The 18841-nt window shown below is 69.6% G+C and carries 17 protein-coding genes and 1 tRNA gene; 12 read left to right on the top strand and 6 right to left on the bottom strand.

What is annotated here, in order from left to right; translation table 11 throughout:
• Positions 1-33: 33 nt before the first annotated feature.
• From BM396_RS25360 to BM396_RS25335, 6 genes are all read left to right on the top strand, one after another.
• Positions 34-1566, top strand: a complete 1533-nt coding sequence (locus BM396_RS25360) for a type II and III secretion system protein family protein (RefSeq protein WP_091995005.1) — start codon at positions 34-36, stop codon at positions 1564-1566.
• Between the two features lie 36 nt (positions 1567-1602).
• A complete protein-coding gene (locus BM396_RS25355) occupies positions 1603-2346 on the top strand; it encodes a CpaD family pilus assembly protein (protein WP_051976176.1) in 744 nt (247 codons plus the stop codon).
• Positions 2347-2421: 75 nt separating this feature from the next.
• The gene (locus tag BM396_RS25350) at positions 2422-3666 is read left to right on the top strand and encodes a CpaE/TadZ family protein (protein ID WP_043349286.1); all 1245 of its coding nucleotides are present in this window, start codon (positions 2422-2424) and stop codon (positions 3664-3666) included.
• A 57-nt stretch (positions 3667-3723) separates the two neighbouring features.
• A complete protein-coding gene (locus tag BM396_RS25345; protein WP_043385702.1) occupies positions 3724-5166 on the top strand; it encodes a TadA family conjugal transfer-associated ATPase in 1443 nt (480 codons plus the stop codon).
• Between the two features lie 4 nt (positions 5167-5170).
• Complete coding sequence (locus BM396_RS25340) at positions 5171-6169, top strand: type II secretion system F family protein (RefSeq protein WP_043385699.1); 999 nt, start codon at positions 5171-5173, stop codon at positions 6167-6169.
• Positions 6170-6200: 31 nt separating this feature from the next.
• Positions 6201-7178: a type II secretion system F family protein gene (locus BM396_RS25335; protein ID WP_043385697.1), complete on the top strand. Its 978-nt coding sequence runs from the start codon at positions 6201-6203 to the stop codon at positions 7176-7178.
• Positions 7179-7203: 25 nt separating this feature from the next.
• Here the strand turns inward: BM396_RS25335 and BM396_RS25330 are convergent, their stop codons facing one another.
• Positions 7204-7437, bottom strand: a complete 234-nt coding sequence (locus tag BM396_RS25330; RefSeq protein ID WP_020095642.1) for a GcrA family cell cycle regulator — start codon at positions 7435-7437, stop codon at positions 7204-7206.
• 403 nt (positions 7438-7840) lie between these two features.
• Here BM396_RS25330 and sseA point away from each other — a divergent pair, with 403 nt between their 5' ends.
• A complete protein-coding gene (gene sseA, locus BM396_RS25325; protein ID WP_043385694.1) occupies positions 7841-8686 on the top strand; it encodes a 3-mercaptopyruvate sulfurtransferase in 846 nt (281 codons plus the stop codon).
• A gap of 145 nt (positions 8687-8831) precedes the next feature.
• The gene (locus BM396_RS25320) at positions 8832-9308 is read left to right on the top strand and encodes a hypothetical protein (RefSeq protein WP_043385691.1); all 477 of its coding nucleotides are present in this window, start codon (positions 8832-8834) and stop codon (positions 9306-9308) included.
• 208 nt (positions 9309-9516) lie between these two features.
• Here BM396_RS25320 and BM396_RS25315 read toward each other — a convergent pair whose 3' ends face one another.
• From BM396_RS25315 to BM396_RS25300, 4 genes are read right to left on the bottom strand one after another with little or no spacing between them, the layout of a single operon-like run.
• The gene (locus BM396_RS25315) at positions 9517-10341 is read right to left on the bottom strand and encodes an FTR1 family iron permease (RefSeq protein WP_043351362.1); all 825 of its coding nucleotides are present in this window, start codon (positions 10339-10341) and stop codon (positions 9517-9519) included.
• A 53-nt stretch (positions 10342-10394) separates the two neighbouring features.
• Positions 10395-11828: a 4Fe-4S binding protein gene (locus BM396_RS25310; protein ID WP_043385688.1), complete on the bottom strand. Its 1434-nt coding sequence runs from the start codon at positions 11826-11828 to the stop codon at positions 10395-10397.
• The gene (locus tag BM396_RS25305) at positions 11825-12160 is read right to left on the bottom strand and encodes a cupredoxin domain-containing protein (RefSeq protein WP_043351359.1); all 336 of its coding nucleotides are present in this window, start codon (positions 12158-12160) and stop codon (positions 11825-11827) included. The genes BM396_RS25310 and BM396_RS25305 overlap by 4 nt, the downstream gene beginning before the upstream one ends.
• Before the next feature lie 17 nt (positions 12161-12177).
• Positions 12178-12741: an iron transporter gene (locus BM396_RS25300; RefSeq protein WP_199807256.1), complete on the bottom strand. Its 564-nt coding sequence runs from the start codon at positions 12739-12741 to the stop codon at positions 12178-12180.
• Positions 12742-13094: 353 nt separating this feature from the next.
• Here BM396_RS25300 and BM396_RS25295 point away from each other — a divergent pair, with 353 nt between their 5' ends.
• Entirely contained in the window at positions 13095-15221 is a 2127-nt protein-coding gene (locus tag BM396_RS25295) for a carbohydrate porin (protein WP_043385682.1), read from the top strand.
• Positions 15222-15255: 34 nt separating this feature from the next.
• Here BM396_RS25295 and lipB read toward each other — a convergent pair whose 3' ends face one another.
• Entirely contained in the window at positions 15256-15987 is a 732-nt protein-coding gene (lipB, locus tag BM396_RS25290; protein ID WP_043351352.1) for a lipoyl(octanoyl) transferase LipB, read from the bottom strand.
• Between the two features lie 88 nt (positions 15988-16075).
• On the opposite strand from lipB, the gene BM396_RS25285 reads away from it, so the two are divergent.
• The 3 genes from BM396_RS25285 (at position 16076) to BM396_RS25275 (ending at position 18651) form a co-directional block, all read left to right on the top strand.
• Positions 16076-16381, top strand: coding sequence for a FliM/FliN family flagellar motor switch protein (locus BM396_RS25285; RefSeq protein WP_043351350.1), 306 nt, complete (start codon positions 16076-16078; stop codon positions 16379-16381).
• A 121-nt stretch (positions 16382-16502) separates the two neighbouring features.
• Positions 16503-16587: transfer RNA gene (locus tag BM396_RS25280), tRNA-Leu, on the top strand.
• Positions 16588-17100: 513 nt separating this feature from the next.
• A complete protein-coding gene (locus tag BM396_RS25275; protein ID WP_043385679.1) occupies positions 17101-18651 on the top strand; it encodes a DEAD/DEAH box helicase in 1551 nt (516 codons plus the stop codon).
• Positions 18652-18841: the final 190 nt, after the last annotated feature.

Raw genomic sequence — 18841 nt, 5'->3', positions numbered from 1 at the left:
GCCATGACCGCTCAGTCCCCCCACCCGCGCCCGATGGGCCGCCCCGCCGGCCGCGCGGCTGGCGCCCTCGCCCTGCTGACCGTCCTGTCCGGACCGGCCCCCGCGCAGGACCGCCAGACCTTCGGTCCCGCGCCGATCCTGACGGTCGGCGCCGCGGAATCCGCCTCGACCCGGCGTGTCGAGCTGACCGCCGGCCGCTCCGTGATCGTCGACCTGCCGCGGGACGCCAAGGAGGTGTTCGTGGCCAACCCCGCCGTGGCCAACGCCGTGGTTCGCTCGACCCGCAAGGTCTTCGTGATCGGCATGGCCGACGGCGCGACCTCGATCTTCATCATGGATGCCGAGGGCCGCCAGATCGCCGCCCTCGACGTGTCGGTGGCGCGGGATCTCAACCTCGGGACCCTGCGCGAGTTGCTCGGCCAGAGCATCCCGGGCGGGCGCTTCGACGTGCGCTCCTCGGGGGCCTCGGTGCTGCTCTCGGGGTCGGTGAATTCCTCCGCGGACGCGCAGCAGGCGATCGACATCGCCAATGCGTTCGTGGGGCTGGGCGGCGGGGGCGCGGCGGGGGCCGCAGGGGCACCGAGCGGCGGTGTCACCGCGGGCGCGCGCGGCGCCGTGATCAACAACCTCACGATCCGCAACAAGGACCAGGTGATGCTCCGCGTCACCGTGGTGGAGGTGTCGCGCAACGTCCTGAAGCAGTTCGGGATCAACATGACCGGCAACTGGTCGGCGCTGAACCCGCTCGGTTCCGCGACGTCACCGGCGCTGATCAACAACCTGCCGTTCCCGATCAACCCATCGGCTCCGAGCGGCAACCAGATCCAGGCCTCGATCCAGTCGGGCGGCTTCTCGCTGCAGGCGACCCTGAAGGCCTTCGAGCAGGCGGGCGTCTCGCGGATCCTGGCCGAGCCGACGCTCACCGCCATCTCCGGGGAGGCCGCGAAGTTCCTGGCCGGCGGCGAGTTCCCGGTGCCATCCTCGGCCGCCTGCACGGTGGGCGGCGTGTGCACCCCCGGCATCACCTACAAGCCCTACGGCGTCGCCCTGTCGTTCACGCCGGTGGTGCTCGCCGACAACCGCATCTCGATCCGCGTCGCAACAGACGTGACCGAGATCGATCCACAGCAGAACTTCACCTACGTCGTCGGGAACAACTCGGTCGCGGTGCCGGGCACCCGGGTGCGGCGCTCCGAGACCACCGTCGAGCTGCCCTCGGGCGGCGTGATGATGACCGCCGGCCTGATCCAGCAGGTGAACAAGCAGGCGATCTCCGGCCTGCCCGGCCTGATCAATCTTCCGATCCTCGGCGCGCTGTTCCGCTCCCGCGACTACCAGCGCCAGGAGACGGAGCTGATGATCATGTGCACCCCCTACATCGCCCGGACGATGGAACCGAAGCAGGTGAGCCGGCCGGACGACAACTTCGTCGATTCCACCGACGGCCAGGCGGTGCTGCTCGGCCAGATCAACCGGCTCTACGGCAAGGTCGCCTCCCCCGGGGCGGCCGCCGCGCCGCCGCTCGGACGCACCTATCGCGGCCGCGTCGGCTTCATCGTCGAGTAGCGCCCCGCGTCACCGCCGCGCCCCAGGATCGGAACCATGACCGGACGTCCCCCGCCCACCCTGCCGCGCCGCGCCGCGAGCCTGCTCGCCGCCTGCACGCTGGGCGCCCTCGCGGCGGCCTGCAAGAGCGATCCCGCCACCACCGGCGGGATCGACGTGACGGATTACCGCGCACGCCACCCGATCGTCCTGACGGACGGGGCCCGCAACCTCGACGTGTTCCCCACCGGCGTAGGGCATCTGGATCCGCGCCAGGCGGCCGATGTCGATGCCTTCATGCTCGAATACCGCCGGTACGGCCGCGGCGCCCTGCTGATGGAGGTTCCGCAGGGCGTCCCGCCCAACCAAGTGGCCGCCGTCCAGCGGACCGCCTCGGTGCTCGGCCGGTTCGGGACGCAGAACGGCATCGGCGTCCGCGAGATCACCGTCACCGGCTACGTGGTCACCGCCCCGACCCTCGCCGCGCCGATCCGGCTGAGCTTCCAGCGCATGCAGGCCAAGGTGTCCGACGCCTGCGGCCTCTGGCCTCAGGATCTCGGGACCCGAAGCTTCGCCTACGATTACAGCAACCAGCCGAGCTGGAACCTGGGCTGCGCCACGCAGTCTAACGTCGCCGCCCAGGTCGCAGATCCGGTCGACCTCGTGCGCGGCCGCCCCGAGGGTCGGATCGATACGGTCAAGCGCGTCCGGGACATCGGGCAATTGCGGGACGGCAAGGATCCGTCAACCACATGGCGGCAAGATGGGCAGACCGCCGTGAAGTCCCAAGTCACCAACTGAGACAGCCGGCGTTGGGACGGGCAGCCCCGCCGCTCCCCGACGCCGCGCCCCGAACGCGAACCCGAAAGCGCCGTCATGGCAGACCTGTCCGAGACGAGCGAGCGCACGATCGCCCCGGTGCCCCGGATCACCATCCAGGCATTCTGCGAGACCGGCGAGACCGCCGCGATGATCGAGGGCGCAGCCCTCGACCGGCGCATGCAGAAGGCGCAGGTCAAGGTCCGGATGGGCGGCGGCGCCGCCGCGATCGAGGCCTATCGGCACGCGCCGACGCCCAACGTCATCATCATCGAGATCCAAGGCGCGCGCTCGAAGCCGATCGAGTGCCTCGATGCCCTGGCCGAGGTCTGCGACGAGGGCACCCGCGTCGTGGTGATCGGCCACCTCAACGACGTGATGCTCTACCGGCAGTTGATCCAGCGCGGGGTGTCCGACTACCTCATGGTGCCGGTCGAGCCCCTGACGCTGATCGCGGCGATCTCCGACCTGTTCACGGCCCCGGGCGTCAAGCCGGTGGGACGGACCGTGGCGGTCTACGGCGTGAAAGGCGGCATCGGCGCCTCCACGGTGGCGCACAATTTCGCGTGGTCGGTTGCCCGGAACCAAGGCGTCCAGACGGTGATCGCCGATCTCGACATCGCCTTCGGCACCGCCTCGCTGAACTTCAACCAAGATCCGCCGCAGGGCATCGCCGAAGCGGTCTTCGCCCCCGAGCGGCTGGATTCCGCCCTGGTGGAGCGGCTGCTGTCCAAGTGCAGCGACAACCTGAGCCTGCTCTCGGCGCCGGCGAGCCTCGACCGGACCATCGACCTGTCCGAGCCGGCCTTCGACGCGCTGATCGAGCACATGCGGGCGAGCGTACCCTGCGTGGTCCTGGACATCCCGCATCAGTGGAACGCGTGGTCGAAGCGCATCCTGACCGCGGCCGACGAGATCCTGATCGTGGCCGGTCCCGATCTCGCCTGCCTGCGCAACGCCAAGAACCTTCTCGGCGCGCTGAAGCACGGGCGCCCGAACGACCAGCCCCCCCGCGTCCTGCTGAACGGCGTCGGAGTACCGAAGCGGCCCGAGATCGGCACAGCCGAGTTCGCCAAGGCCCTGGAGACCCCGGTCGCCCTGTCGATCCCGTTCGAGCCGACGCTGTTCGGCACCGCCGCCAATAACGGCCAGATGATCGCCGAGATCCAGGCCGGATCGAAGGTGGCGGAGCTGTTCAACGATCTGGCCGCCATGACCCTCGGGCGTCCGGAGAGCCGGCGGGGACGTCCGAGCCTGCTCGAGCCGCTGCTCGCCAAGCTCGCCGGCCGCAAGGCATCCTGATGCGGATACGATCCTTCGTCCCACGGGCTCCGCAGGTCAGCGTCGGAGGGCTGACCCATGTTCGGTAGGCGACACGCCGGCGGCACATCGGTGGCCCCCCCGCCGATACCGCAGGCCCGGACCCCGGCGCCGGCCACGCCGGTCCTGCGCGATGCGGCGGCTCCGGTCGCGCGTCCGGCACCGGCGGCGCCGGTCGTCGTCGAGACCGCGCGGTCCGAGGATTATTACCGCACGAAGAGTCTGATCTTCGGCGCCCTGATCGAGGCGATCGACCTGACGCAGCTCTCGCGCCTCGATGCCGAGACGGCGCGCGAGGAGATCCGCGACATCGTCACGGAGATCATCGGGCTCAAGAACATCGTCCTGTCGATCTCCGAGCAGGAGGAGCTGCTCGACGACATCTGCAACGACGTCCTCGGCTACGGCCCGCTGGAACCGCTGCTCGCCCGCGACGACATCGCCGACATCATGGTCAACGGCGCCCACCGGACCTTCATCGAGGTCGGCGGCAAGATCCAGCTGACCAGCGTCCGGTTCCGCGACAACCAGCAGTTGATGAACATCTGCCAGCGGATCGTCAGCCAGGTGGGCCGGCGCGTCGACGACGCCTCGCCGATCTGCGACGCGCGCCTGCCGGACGGGTCCCGCGTCAACGTCATCGCGCCGCCGCTGGCCATCGACGGCCCGGCACTCACCATCCGCAAGTTCAAGAAGGACAAGCTGACCCTGGAGCAGCTCGTCCGCTTCGGGGCGATCTCGCCCGAGGGCGCCGAGGTTCTCAAGATCATCGGCCAGTCGCGCTGCAACGTGGTCATCTCGGGCGGCACGGGCTCGGGCAAGACCACGCTGCTGAACTGCCTGACCGCCTTCATCGAGCACGACGAGCGGGTGATCACCTGCGAGGACGCGGCCGAGCTGCAGCTCCAGCAGCCCCATGTGGTCCGCCTGGAGACGCGGCCGCCCAACATGGAGGGCCAGGGCCAGGTCACCATGCGCGATCTCGTCAAGAACTGCCTGCGCATGCGGCCGGAGCGGATCATCGTCGGCGAGGTGCGCGGACCGGAAGCCTTCGACCTGCTCCAGGCGATGAACACCGGTCACGACGGCTCGATGGGCACGCTCCACGCCAACAGCCCGCGCGAATGCCTGTCGCGTATCGAGTCGATGATCTCGATGGGCGGGTTCACCCTGCCGTCCCGGACCCTGCGCGAGATGATCTGCGGCTCGATCGACGTGGTGATCCAGGCCATGCGCCTGCGCGACGGCTCGCGGCGCATCACCCACATCACCGAGGTGCTCGGGATGGAGGGCGACGTCATCACAACGCAGGACGTCTTCCTCTACGACATCGTCGGGGAGGACGCGAACGGCAAGCTGATCGGGCGCCACCGCTCCACCGGCGTCGGCCGGCCGAAATTCTGGGAGCGGGCCCGCTACTACGGCCTGGAACAGCGGCTCGGCGAGGCGCTCGACGCCGCCGAGATCATCGACCGGAGCTGAGCGCATGCCGGACCTGCCCGCCGCGGCCGCCGGCGCCTCCAACCTGCCGCTCGCCGCGGGCCTCATCGGCATCGCGGTCGCGGCGGTCGCCTACGTGGCTGTCCTGCCCCTGCTCGGCGGCGAGCGCCGGGCGAACAAGCGTCTGAAGTCGATCAGCGTCTCCGCCTCCGGCGCGGCGACCCGGGGCGTCGCGGTCAACCGGCGCGAGCAGGTCGCCAAGACGCTGAGCGAGATCGAGGCGAAGGCCAAGGGCGCCTCGAAGGCCAGCGTGGAGCTGAAGCTCGCCCGCGCCGGCCTCGGATGGACGAAGCGGACCTTCTATACGATCTCAGCCGCCAGCGGCGGCGTCCTCGGGCTGCTGATCTTCGTGATCACCGACAATGCCCTCGCGGCGCTCGGGGCCGCTTTCGCGGGGGGCTTCGGCCTGCCGGCGTGGCTGCTGCGCCACCTGCGGCTCAAGCGCATCGCGAAGTTCAACAAGGAGCTGCCCAACGCCGTGGACGTGGTGGTCCGCGGCATCCGAACCGGCATCCCGGTGGGCGACTGCTTCCGCATGGTCTCGCGCGAGGCCGAGGAGCCGGTGCGCAGCGAGTTCCGGACCGTCGTGGAGACACAGGCCATGGGCCTGTCGCTCGGCGAGGCGTGCACGCGGCTGTTCGAGCGGGTGCCCACCGCCGAGGTGAACTTCTTCGCCATCGTGATCAACATCCAGCAGCAGTCGGGCGGCAACCTGTCGGAGGCGCTGAACAACCTGTCCACGGTGCTGCGCGACCGCGCCAAGATGCGCGGCAAGGTCCAGGCGATGAGCATGGAGGCCAAGGCCTCCGCCTCGATCATCGCCTGCCTGCCCTTCGCGGTGGCGGGCATCACCGCCCTGACGAGCCCCGACTACATCTCGCTGCTCTGGACGACCGATACCGGAAAGGTCGCCCTGGTCGGCGCGGCGATCTGGATGTCCATCGGCATCTTCACGATCAAGAAGATGATCGCGTTCGAGTTCTAGGCGCGGTGCGCCCTCTGCCGGATTCCGCCCGATGATCGAAGACATTGCCGAGAAGCTGTTCGATCCCCGCTTCATGGGCACGCTCCTGACCGCGGTCGCGGCGGCGGCGACCGCCTACGCGGTGGCGCAGCCCTTCCTGGAAACCGACAAGCTCAGCAAGCGGATGAAGCTCGTCAGCGACGAGCGCGAGCAGATCCGGCGGCGCGAGCGGGTGAAGGCGGACGGGCCGGCGACCCGGGCCACGCTGCGCGTGGAGCCGAAGGCCTACATGAAGTCCATCGTCGAGCGGTACCAGCTGCGCCGCTGGCTCGGCACCGACACGGCCAAGCGCATGCTGATGCAGGCAGGCTATCGCGGCCCGGGGTCGGAGACGGCGTTCCTGTTCTTCCGGTTCGTCGTGCCGCTCGCCTCGGTGATCGCGGCCCTGTTCTACCTGTTCGTGCTCGAGGTTCTGGATTCATCCTACCTCGTGCGGTTCGGGCTGGTGGTCGGCGCGGCCTATGCCGGCATCAAGGCGCCGGAGCTGTTCCTGGTCAACGCCGCCAAGAAGCGCCAGACCGAGATCCGAAAGGCGTGGCCGGACGCCCTCGATCTCACGCTGATCTGCGTGGAATCCGGCATGGCGATCGAGAACGCCTTCCGGAAGGTCAGCACCGAGATCGCCACCTCCTCGGTCGTGCTGGCCGAGGAACTCGCCCTGATGACCGCCGAGATGTCGTTTCTGCCCGACCGGCGGCAGGCCTACGAGAATCTGGTGCTGCGCACCGGCCTCGAGCCGGTGAAATCCGTCGCCACCGCGCTGATCCAGGCGGAGCGCTACGGCACGCCGGTGGGACAGGCGCTGCGCGTGCTGAGCCAGGAGAGCCGCGATCTGCGCATGAACGAGGCCGAGAAAAAGGCGGCCGCCTTGCCGCCCAAACTCACCGTGCCGATGATCTTGTTCTTCCTGCCCGTGCTGTTCGTGGTCATCATCACCCCCGCCGTCATCCAGGTCATGCGGACACAGTGACGGCCGGGACGAAGAGACGCTTCGCTCAGCGGATGCGGCCGGGCCGGGTCGGCTCGAACACGATGCGGCGGTGATAGGCGCACCAGCTCTTGCCGTCGGACACGGGTGCCCCGCAACAGACGGCTCGGTCGTTCGGCTCACCGATAATGTACTTGCACACGAAGGCTCCGGACTGCGCGAAGGGCACGCGCAGGTCGGCCGACGGCTCCTCGACGGTCTCGGCGTCGCCAATCTGGGACATACGGACGAGTTGATTCATGGCGTTGATCGGCTCAATAAGTATCCTGCTCGGTGGATCATGCACCCCGGCAGACAAGGGAAGTTTGAACGCGTCTCGTTCAGGCGACGGACCCGGCGCGCATCCGCAAGCGGGGCGCCCGGGTCGGCCAACACGATGCCGGCCGGACGACCGACGCGATTGGCGTCATTATGTTGTCGTAACTGGGGTTACGGCTCTTTAAAACAAGACCAGCCTGCGTCGGGTGCATCGGACCACGGTGCGGGATGCGTAGCTCGGCGCATTCGCGCATCGCTTCGATTGGCATTGGCCGGGCCTGACGAATCCGCCGGACGCTCGCCTCCGAGCCTGTCCCGGGCGTGCAACGCGGTGCGACCTGTGGTTCTGTGAGCCTGCAACGCGAACAGAGCCGGATCCGCTGACCATGGCCCACGCGCCCCTCGTGTCACCCGAATGGCTGCACGACCGCCTACAAGCTCCCGACATCGTGGTCCTGGACGCCTCCTGGTACCTGCCGGCCGCAGGCCGGGACCCCGAGGCCGAATACCGCGCGGCCCACATTCCCGGCGCCCGCCGCTTCGATCTCGACGCCATGAGCGACACCGAGTCGAGCCTGCCGCACATGCTGCCGCGGCCCGAGGTGTTCGCCGCACGGATGCGCGCCCTCGGCGTCGGCGACGGCATGCAGATCGTGGTCTATGACGGTCAGGGCCTGTTCTCGGCTCCGCGCGTCTGGTGGATGCTCAAGGCCTTCGGCGTGCGGGACGCCCTGGTGCTGGACGGCGGCCTGCCGGCCTGGATCGCGGCAGGCTACCCCACCGAGGAAGGCGAGCCGCACCCACACGAGCGTCGCCACTTCTCGGCCCGCCTCGATCACGGCGCGGTGGCGGATGCGGACGACGTGGCGCGGGCGCTGGAAACCGGGTCGGCTCAGGTGGTCGATGCCCGTTCGGCGACACGCTTCCGCGGCGAGGAGCCCGAACCCCGGCCCGGCGTCCGACCGGGGCATATGCCGGGCGCCTGCAATCTGCATTACGCGGCACTCCAGCGTGACGGCCGGATGAAGACCCCGGAGGAATTGAAGTCGGTCTTCGCCGAGAACAGCGTCGATCCGGACCGGCCGATCGTGACCACCTGCGGCTCCGGCGTGACCGCGGCGATCATCGCGCTCGCTCTCGAGACCATGGGCCGCCCGGCGCGAAGCCTCTACGACGGCTCCTGGTCGGAATGGGGCGCCGATCCGGCCCGCGCGGTCGCGACGGGCGCCTGAGAAGCCGGCGGGCCGCCAGAAACCTGCCCTCGGACATGGCGGGCTGCCGCCGTGTCCGGACCGATCTGATCGTGTCCTTGAAACCTTCGTGGCAGATTTCGATATATCGAATGCGCCTGCGGTTGGGCGCTCCACGGAGAAAATCATGCCGCTTCACGACACGACCGCCCTCTCGGGCACCATCCGGCACGTCTTCGCCCATCGTTTCACCCTCGAGGCGGGCGGCGAGACACATCTGGCCGATCTCGGCCCGAAGGGCGTGGACGCGTTTCCGATCAAGAGCGGGCTGCACGTGACCCTGGAGGGCGAGCGCCGTCCCTCGGAGATCAAGGTCACACGGATTTCGGCCGCGGGCCGGGATCCGGTGGAGATCCATCACAAGAAGCCCCACCACGCCCCCGGCTCCAAGCGGGCGGATGGCCCCGCCGATCCCGCGCATGCCCTCGCGGCGGCGGCCTCGGCGGGTTGGATGGTCGTAGACGCGCCGCGCCGCAAGCCGAAGCATTTCGAGGTGCTGGCGCGCCGGCGCGAGGGGGCCGACACGGAACTGCACATCGATTTCGGCGGCACGATCTACAGGGAGAAGCCGGCCGATCGCGCGAAATGGGCTGCCCCGGCCTGAGGGCCGCGGCCCGATCCCACTCCGCCGCATCGCCGATCGGTGCGGCGGAGCCGGTCGCCTCGCGTCGAGGACACACAGCCGGGCGATCCTTGGCCCGGGACGCCCGCACCCCGCGCCGGATCTGCCCCGACCGGGTCAGCCAGCCAGCGCACAGTCTCCGCACATCACGCTGTCCGACGGTCCGGCGGCCCTGCGGTCAGACGGTGTTCTACGCCGCCCGCACCGCGCGGCGCTGGTCGGCGGCGCTCCATTGCATCAGGCCGATCATCACCGCGATGGTGGCGATGTAGACCAGACCCTGCAGGGCGGTCGGGCGGTCCGTGTAGCCGACCAGGGCGTGCAGGACGCGGCCGGGCCAGGAATTCTCGGCGATCAAACCGGAGCTGTTCCACAGGGTGTGGCCGAGGACGTCCACCACGCCGGCATTGCTCAGAAACTGCGCGGCCTGCGCAGCCAACCCGGCTGCGAGGAAGATGATCAGCACGCTCGTCACCGAGAAGACGTAGCGGCTCGGAATCGAGGCGAGGCCGAGATAGGTGACCGCCGAGAGGAGCACGCCCGCACCGATGCCGGCGACGGCGCCGAACTGGATGTCGGCCCCCGAGGTGCCCGAGGCCACGAGGCCATACAGGAACAGCACCAGCTCGGCGCCCTCGCGCAGGATCGCGGCACCGATCACGATCGAGAGGGCCGCCGCCTCCCGCTCCCCCGATCGCACCGCCGCGCCGGCGGCGCGCAGCTCGCCCGCCAGTTCCTTGCCGTGCTTGCTCATCCAGGTGTTGTGCCAGACGAGCAGCAGCACGGCGACGATCAGGACCGCGGCGTTCAGGATATCCTGCCCGCTGCCCTCGAAGGCATCGGAGATCTTCTCGGCGAACAGCGCCACCAGGGCGGCACCCGCGAGGCCGCCGGCAACGCCGAGCAGGACCCAGCGCATCCGGCCCGGGATGCCCCGGGTGGCCGCCAGCACGATGGAGATGATGAGGCCTGCCTCGATGACTTCGCGGAAGGCGATGACGAAGGCGCCGATCATGGCGGTCTCCAGGGGTTATGCGAGAGCGTGAAGCACCGCGCGCGGACCGCGCGCTACCAGATCCAGAACAGGAGCACCCAATTGGCCACCGACAGGGCGGCCGCCCCGGCGATGCAGGCTGCGGCCGCCACCCGGCGGACCCCACCGACGGCAAGCCCCGCCACCTGCCAGGCGAGCCACACGCTCCACAGGCTCGCGCCGGCGAGCAGGGCCGTGCGGATCTCCGCCACGTAGGGGATCACGATGCCGTCGCCGCGGAGGAACGTGACGGTCAGCGCCGACAGGCCCAGGAAGACGCCGCAGCCCGCCACGGGGATCAGCGTCTGGGTCAGGTGGTGGAAGCGGCGCAGGGACCAGCCCCCGAGGGACAGGGTCGCGAGCGCCACGATCCCCGACAGGGCAAGCCCGAGGACGATCGTCGCGGCGCCGATGTAGGCCAGCAGCAACCCGCCGTCGAGGAGGGTCATGACGTCGTTGCGGTCGGGGTAGTTCGTCAGCACGAACCAGGGCGCCGAATGCTCCAGGGGCCACGTGGTCCCGCGTTCGATAAGCCACGTGGCGGCCCATTGCTTGGCGTCGACGTACCAGGGACTCGACGACCACTGGAAGGCGCCGACCGCCAGCGCCAGCATGCCGAACAGGATCAGCATGGTCTGGTCGAGGCTGGGCTCCTCGCCCGCAACGCGGACGATCTCGTGATTGGGGGAGCGCAGGGCGAGGCGCACGGCGCCGCGATGGCCGCTGCAGCGCCCGCACATATGGCAGGCGCCCGCGCCGCGCATGGTCTTTACCGGCACGAGGGGCGCGCAGTTGAAGCTCTCGGTGCCCCCGACGGGCTTGGGCGAGACCGCCCAGGCGGCGCTATCGACCTGGAAGCTGACCGGCGCCAGCTTCGACAGCACCGCGAAGACGCCGTTGACCGGGCAGAGGTAGCGGCACCAGACGCGCTTGTTGCGCCCGTAGAGCAGGCCGACCACGATCGCCGCCAGCGTCGAGCCCCCCAGGACCGCGAGGACCGGCTTGGGATAGCCGTAGACGCTGGTCATCTGCCCGTAGACGGTGGTGCCGGCAAAGGCCACGAAGGGCCAGCCCTGCCAGGTGATCCAGCGCGGCACGGCATAGCCGCGGCTCCAGCGGCTTGCGAATTCGCTGAGCGCGCCCTCGGGGCAGAGCACGCCGCACCACGCACGGCCGACCAGGACCATGCTCACCAGCACGAACGGCCACCAGATCCCCCAGAACGCGAACTGAGCGGCGAGCGTCAGGTTGGTCCAGATATGGGCGGCGTTGTCGGGGAGCGGCAGCAGCGCCGGGACGATCACCAGAACCGCGTAGACGGCAACGATCAGCCATTGCACGGCCCGGATGATCCAACCGTACCGGCGCAGCCCGTCGCCGAACCGGGCCAGCGCACCGTCGATGACGGATCGACGCGGCGGAACACGGCTCAGGGCAAGGGAGGCTGGCGCTGTCGTCGACGCGCTCATTTGGCCACCAAAGTCGCCTTCGCCTCCGGGTGGAAGTCGTCGAACACCTGGTAGGTGCCGGCATCGAGGGTGCGGAACACGATCGCCGAGGTCGAGCCCGCGGCCAGCGCCTTCTCGCGCTTGAGTTCCGTGCTCTCGAACTCAACCGGGCTCTGGCCGGTATTCGAGATCTCCAGCTTGAACCGGGTGTTGGCCGGCACCTCGATCACCGCCGGAAGGATCACCCCATCGCGCATCTCGACCTTGATGACCGGCATGTCGTCGGCCCGCGCGGACGCGACGGCGACCAGCAGCACGGCGGCAGGGGCGAGGAAGCGCGACAGGCGGGACACGGACAGCTCCGGCAAATTCAGTAGGCGCCCTTCTTGCCGACACCGGCGAAGGTGAAATCCTGGGTGACCGCGAAGGGCTCGAACCACGGACCGACCCCTGTCTCCTTGTCCACGTGGCGACCGAAATGGCTGTCCTTGCCCGGGGGCGCGACCATTACTTTGAGGCGATAGCGGCCGGGGCCGAACAGCTTGACGTTATCGCCGTAATGCGGCCCGTCATTGGCGACCATCGGCATCAGCACCCCCGACACCGTCTGGTCGGTGGGCTTATCGCCATCGAGCTTCACCGCCTCGAACCGGACGTCGAGGGCCGGCACCCAGTCCCCCTCGGCGAAGCCGTTGCGGTTGTCCTTGGCGGCGCGGATATCGGTTTCGAGGTGGATGTCCGACTTGGCGGCCTCGCGCATCATGCCGGGAGGATCCATCTCGATCGGCTGGAGATAGACGGCGGCGACTTCCAGGCCATTCTGCGTCACATGCGGACCGATCGGCACTTCCTTGGCCGTCGCGGCGCCCGCAAAGGCGAGGAACGAGGCCGCGGCGAGGCCGCGGAGAAGCGGAGTGATGTGCGACGCATGCATGCGGTCGCACATAATCCACCCCGCTCGAAGTTCAAACTGGAATCGCATCGATCTCAAATAATAACAATTCTAATCTGAGACCACCTTGGGGAGCCATGATCGTATTCGCATGTCTTTCCGGCACCAAGACGCGGTCATTGCAAAAGCTCACGGAGATGTTCGCTCTACGATGACCCTCTGCATCTTGACCGAGACGGCGGGACCGGGATTGTCATTCCACTGCCATGCCGAGCGTCGAGGATGGCGGGCGGAACGGAGATGACTTGCGAGGCGGCCTGTGGCGAGAAGGCGCACCCTGGCTTGCGCGATGCCAAAGACCGTTTTAGCAAGTGCTATACTTTTTTGTGAGTCGGATGAGAACCCGTTCCGTGCCCCTGGTCCGCACCGCAGCCCTCATTCTGACGACGCCCCTTCTCGTCCCGGTCGCCGCGCGGGCGGCCGACTTCGCCGCGCCGCGCCCCGACGCCACCCGGCCGACCTACACCGACTGGTCGGGCGGCTATGTCGGCCTTGAGGGCAGCGCCGGCGGATCCTACGGGGCCTACAATTTCGGTCCGACGACGATCGGCGGCCGGCCGATCCCGGCCTTCAAGAGCGGCGATTCCACGGGCCGCAGTGACCAGGGGCGCAACGCCACCACGGCCGTGGGCGGCGTGTTCGGCGGCTGGACCTGGCAGGCCGGGCCGTGGGTCTACGGCATCGAAGCGAATCTCGATCTGGCGAATCTGAAGCGTCCGGTCCCCGCGACCGTCGCGGGGTTCGGCTACGCGGATGCGGATCCGGCCTTCAACGTCGTGCGCGCCAAGACGAATCTCTACGGCGCCCTGCGTGCCCGACTCGGCTACAGCTTCGATCGCTATCTGATCTACGGCACCTTCGGGCTCACCGGTGCGAACGCCCGGTTTCTCGCCAGCTATCCGGATCTCGACACGGGCGGCCAGACCACCGCGCAGCGGGAGTTGGGCTATGTCGGCTTCACCCTGGGCGCGGGCGTGCAATACGCCATCACCGACAGCCTCGCCCTGGGCATCGACTACCGCTACATCGATCTCGGCGGCAGCCGGCGCTTCCCGCTGGGCGTGGTGCCCGGCGACACGGGTGGACCGGTCACGACCCGGGCGAGCTTCACCTCCAACCAGCTGTTCGCACGGCTGATGTGGTTTCCGGGCGGCTTGAAGGTGCCGCCGGACCCGGACGAGACCGCTCCGCACGACCCCGACAACGGCGATACCGGCCGCTTCTCGCTGCACGGGCAGACGACCCTGATCGCGCAGGCCGTGCCCGGCTTCCGCTCGCCCTACGAGGGCGCGCAGAGCCTGATCCCCCATCAGGCCCGGCAGACCACCACGGCGACGATCTTCCTCGGCCTCAAGCTCACCGACAGCACCGAGATCTACTACAACCCCGAATTCAGCCAGGGCTTCGGCCTGTCGCGGACGCTGGGCGTCGCCGGCTTCGTCAACGGCGAGGCGCAGAAGGCGGGCGCCCCGTTCCCGAAGCTGCGCTCGAACCGCTACTACGTGAAGCAGACCTTCGGGCTGGGCGGCGAGACCGTGGATGTGCCGGACGGTCCGAACCAGGTCGCCACCCGCTACGATGCCGAGCGGATCACGCTGATCGCCGGCAAGTTCGCGCTGGGCGACTTCTTCGACGGCAACATCTACGCGCACGACCCGCGCGTGGACTTCTTCAACTGGTCGCTCTGGGGCGCCTCGGCCTGGGACTTCCCGGCGAACCTCCCGGGCTTCACGCAGGGTGTCTACGCCGAGTACAACCGGCCGGAATTCGCCATCCGCGCAGCCTACACGCAGGTGCCCAAGGAGCCGTCGAGCGACGTGCTCGACCCGCGGGTGTTCCGGCGTGCGGGGCTGAACGTCGAGTTCGAGGAGCGCCACGTCCTCCCGTGGCTGGAGCAGCCCGGCAAGATCCGGATCGGGCTGTTCTCGAATGTCGGTGTCTCGGCCAACAACCGCGACGTGGTCACCCTGACGCAGCTCGGCCTGTTCGACGACATCAACGACGCCGTCGCGGCGACAAGGCGCCCCCGCCGCAAGACCGGCGGCTACATCAACCTGGAGCAGGGGCTGACGCCGGAACTCGGGCTGTTCGCCCGGGCGAGCCTGAACGACGGGCGCACCGAGAACATCTCCTTCACCGACATCGACCGAAGCTTCTCCGGAGGCCTGTCGCTGAAGGGCAAGGCCTGGGACCGGCCCGACGACACGATCGGCATCGGTGCCGCGATGAACGGGCTCTCGCCCTCACACCGCGCCGCCTTCGCGGCCGGCTACCTCGGCCTGCTGATCGGCGACGGGCGGCTGAATTACGGCACCGAGCGCGCGCTGGAGACCTACTACGCCCTGAACCTCACGAAATTCGTCACCCTGACCTTCGACTACCAGTTCATCGACAATCCCGGATACAATCGCGACCGCGGCCCCGCGCATTTCTTCGCCTCGCGGTTGCACGCGGATTTCTGATCGGCGCGGCCGGAGGCATCGGCGGCATGCCCGATCAGTCCGCAGCCTCGGTCACGGTGGCCCCGAAGAGCGCCTCGAAGGCGGCGCGGAGCTGCATGTCGACCTCCGGCAGGCTCACGGGCAGGCCGAGATCGACGAGGCTCGTCACCCCGTGCTCCCGGACGCCGCACGGCACGATCCCGTCGAAATGCGCGAGATCGGGCTCGACGTTCAGGCTGATGCCGTGGAAGCTGACCCAGCGGCGCACCCGGATCCCGATCGCCGCGATCTTGTCCTCGACGCGAGGTCCCTTCTCGGGCCGGCGTACCCAGACGCCGACCCGATCCTCCCGGCGCTCGGCGCGGACATTGAAGGCGGCGAGCGTCTCGATCAGCCACGCCTCCAGGCTCGCCACATAGGCGCGCAGGTCGCGGCTGCGCCGGTCGAGGTCGAGCATCACGTAGGCGACCCGCTGGCCGGGGCCGTGATAGGTGTATTGCCCGCCCCGGCCCGTGGCGTGGACCGGGAAGCGGTCCGGTGCCACCAGATCCTCCGGTCGGGCCGAAGTCCCGGCCGTGTAGAGCGGCGGGTGCTCCAGCAGCCAGACGCATTCGGGCGCCGCGCCGCGGGCGATCGCCTCCACACGCGCCTCCATCCAGGCGAGGGCGGCCGCGTAGCCCACGGGCGCGTCGCTCACGCGCCAGCCCACCGGGCCGGCGACCGGATCTGCGCCAGGCCGCTTCGGGAAGGCGTGCGGGCGGACCGTGAGGCGGGGCGCGTTTACCAAGAGTTCATCATCCTGCGTCGATGGTCGCAGCCTTCAACATTCGCGGCCGGCGCTGGCAAGGACCGGCCGTGAGACAGGATGGCGGCTGGTGGCGATCTTCGAGACCCTGAAGGTCGATCTGACAGTGGTGCTGGGCCGCGCCCGCATGCCGCTGCACATGCTGCTGCGCATGGGCCGCGGCGCCGTGATCGAGCTGGAAGCCAGCGACAGCGACATGGTCGAGATCCTGGCCAACGACCACCCGATCGCCCGCGGGCAGATCGTGGTGACCGGCGACCGCATCTCCGTCGAGGTGACCGAGCTGATCCGCAAGGCGGCCTCGATCGTGGAGCCCGGCATCAGCATCGGCGACGGCGCGGCGCCTTTCCTGGAGGGCGGCTACGATTCCCCGTGAGCGAGGCGCTTGTCGGCGGCGGAACGATCTGTTATCCGCTGCGCCGCGCGACACGAAAGCGGCCCCGGGTTCTCCCGCGGCGCGCGACGGTCGGGCAAACGGACCGATCTTCGCGTCCGATGCGGCCATGGCGGAATTGGTAGACGCGCTAGCTTGAGGTGCTAGTCCCGAGAGGGGTGGAGGTTCGAGTCCTCTTGGCCGCACCACATTGTTTCGGTTGCCCCGGATCTGCGGCAGCCCGTATGTGGTGCAAGACAGGGCGGTGCGCCGCCGATTGCGACACAACATCAGAGTAAGCCGATCCGCTCTGCGGAACCGCGGCCCGGTCCCGATCGACCGAAAGCTCGGGCGCCCTGGCGCTGCGGGAGGCGGAGAGCCATGCCCGGAACGCCGGCCGTGTTCGCGGGCTCGACGGGGCACTGGTACCGGTCCGCGTGGCCCTCGGCCTGATCGCGCCGCAACCCGGCCCTGCATTGACTTCGCAGTCGCACAGCCGCATATCGGCGCTGCAGCGTCAGCGGCCGTCATGGCCCGCTTGAGGGGGCTGCGTGACGGATCGGGCGCCTTCCCGGCGTGATCCGGCCCCCCTCTTCATAACGTGCATGCACCCGGGCCGCTCCATCACGCGGGCTGCCCCCTGCCAACGGACCGGCCCCAACACGGCATCGATCGCGTGCGACGCGAGGCGCCCGGCCGGCCCTGCTGCATCGGATACATCCTTGACCCAATTCACCGATTTCGGCCTCGCCCAGCCTGTGCTGCGGGCGCTCAGCGAGGCCGGCTACGTCGCGCCGACCCCGATCCAGGCCCAGGCGATCCCGCCCGCCATGGAAGGCCGCGACCTCTGCGGCATCGCCCAGACCGGCACCGGCAAGACCGCGGCCTTCGCGCTGCCGATCCTGCACCGCCTCTCGCTCTCGGACCGTCGCGCGCCGCGCCGCGGCTGCCGGGTGCTGGTGCTCTCGCCCACCCGCGAGCTCGCCAACCAGATCGCCGAATCCTTCTCGGATTACGGCCGTCACCTGTCCTTCACAAACACGGTGGTGTTCGGCGGCGTCACCATCAGCCGACAGGAGCGCGCCCTGGCGCCGGGCGTCGACATCCTCGTCGCCACCCCCGGCCGGCTGATCGACCTGATCGAGCGTCGCTCACTGATCCTCGACGGCGTGGAGATCCTCGTCCTCGACGAAGCCGATCAGATGCTCGACCTCGGCTTCATCCACGCCCTCAAGCGCATCGTGAAGATGCTGCCCGAGAAGCGCCAGAGCCTGTTCTTCTCGGCGACCATGCCGAAGAATATCGCCGGCCTCGCGGCGCAGTATCTCACCGATCCGGTCCAGGTCGCGGTGACGCCCGTCGCCACCACGGCGGAGCGGGTCGACCAGCAGGTGATCTTCGTCCACACCGGCGCCAAGCAGGCGCTGCTCGGCCACATCCTGCGCGATCCGGCGATCGAACGCGTCCTGGTCTTCACCCGCACCAAGCACGGCGCCGACCGCGTCGTCCGCGGGCTCGACAAGGTCGGCATCGCGGCGGCGGCCATCCACGGCAACAAGAGCCAGCCGCAGCGCGAGCGGGCGCTGGCGTCCTTCAAGGACGGCTCCTGCCGGGTTCTGGTCGCCACCGACATCGCGGCCCGCGGCATCGACGTCGAGGGCGTGAGCCACGTGGTCAATTTCGACCTGCCGAACGTGCCGGAGAGCTACGTCCACCGGATCGGCCGCACCGCCCGGGCCGGCGCGGACGGGCTCGCCATCTCGTTCTGCAACGACGAGGAGAAGGCTTACCTGCGCGACATCGAGCGGGTGACCCGGCAGAAGGTGCCGGTGGCGGGCTTCCCCGAGGGCTTCACCCCGCCGTCCCGCCAGGAGGCGGCCGAGATCGCCCGCGAGGAGGAGCGCCGGCCCGAACGGCAGCAGCAGCGTCCCGGCGGCGGCCGCCAGGGTCAGCGGCCCCGGCAGTCGCAGGGCCGTCCCCAGCAGGGTCGGCCGGAGGGTGGCCGCGGCTTCGGCGGTTCCGGCCAGGGTGCGCCCCGGCAGGGCCGGCCCCAGGAAGGCCGGGCCGACGCCCGCGGCGACGGGCGGGGTCATGCCCCGCAGGGTCGCGACGTCCGCGCCGACCGGCCGGCACGACCGCAGGGCGAGCGCCCCAACCAGGGCCGTCCGAACCGCGACGCCCGGCCCCAGCGGGCCGATGCCCGGCCGCGCAGCGGCGGGGGCGGCGGCGAGGGTCGCAGCATCGGCTGGCTGGAGCGGGCGCCCCGCTCCTGAGCGTCACATTCGAGCCGCCCGGGACGGATCCGTCCCGGGCGGCTTTCCATTTCAGCGCAGGCCGCGGCCGCGAAGCCGCGCCGCGCGGCGATCAGTTTCCCCCTGACGCCCGTGACCATGCCTCGGGCCCTTGCGGCCCCGCACGCGGCGAGGGCGCCGCCGGCCGGATGGCGGGCGGGGACGCCCCGCG

Source organism: Methylobacterium sp. UNCCL125 (genome assembly GCF_900116795.1).
Classification (GTDB): Bacteria; Pseudomonadota; Alphaproteobacteria; order Rhizobiales; family Beijerinckiaceae; genus Methylobacterium; species Methylobacterium fujisawaense.
Note: the sequence above shows the minus strand (reverse complement) of the source record. Positions and strands in the feature narration are given on the sequence as shown.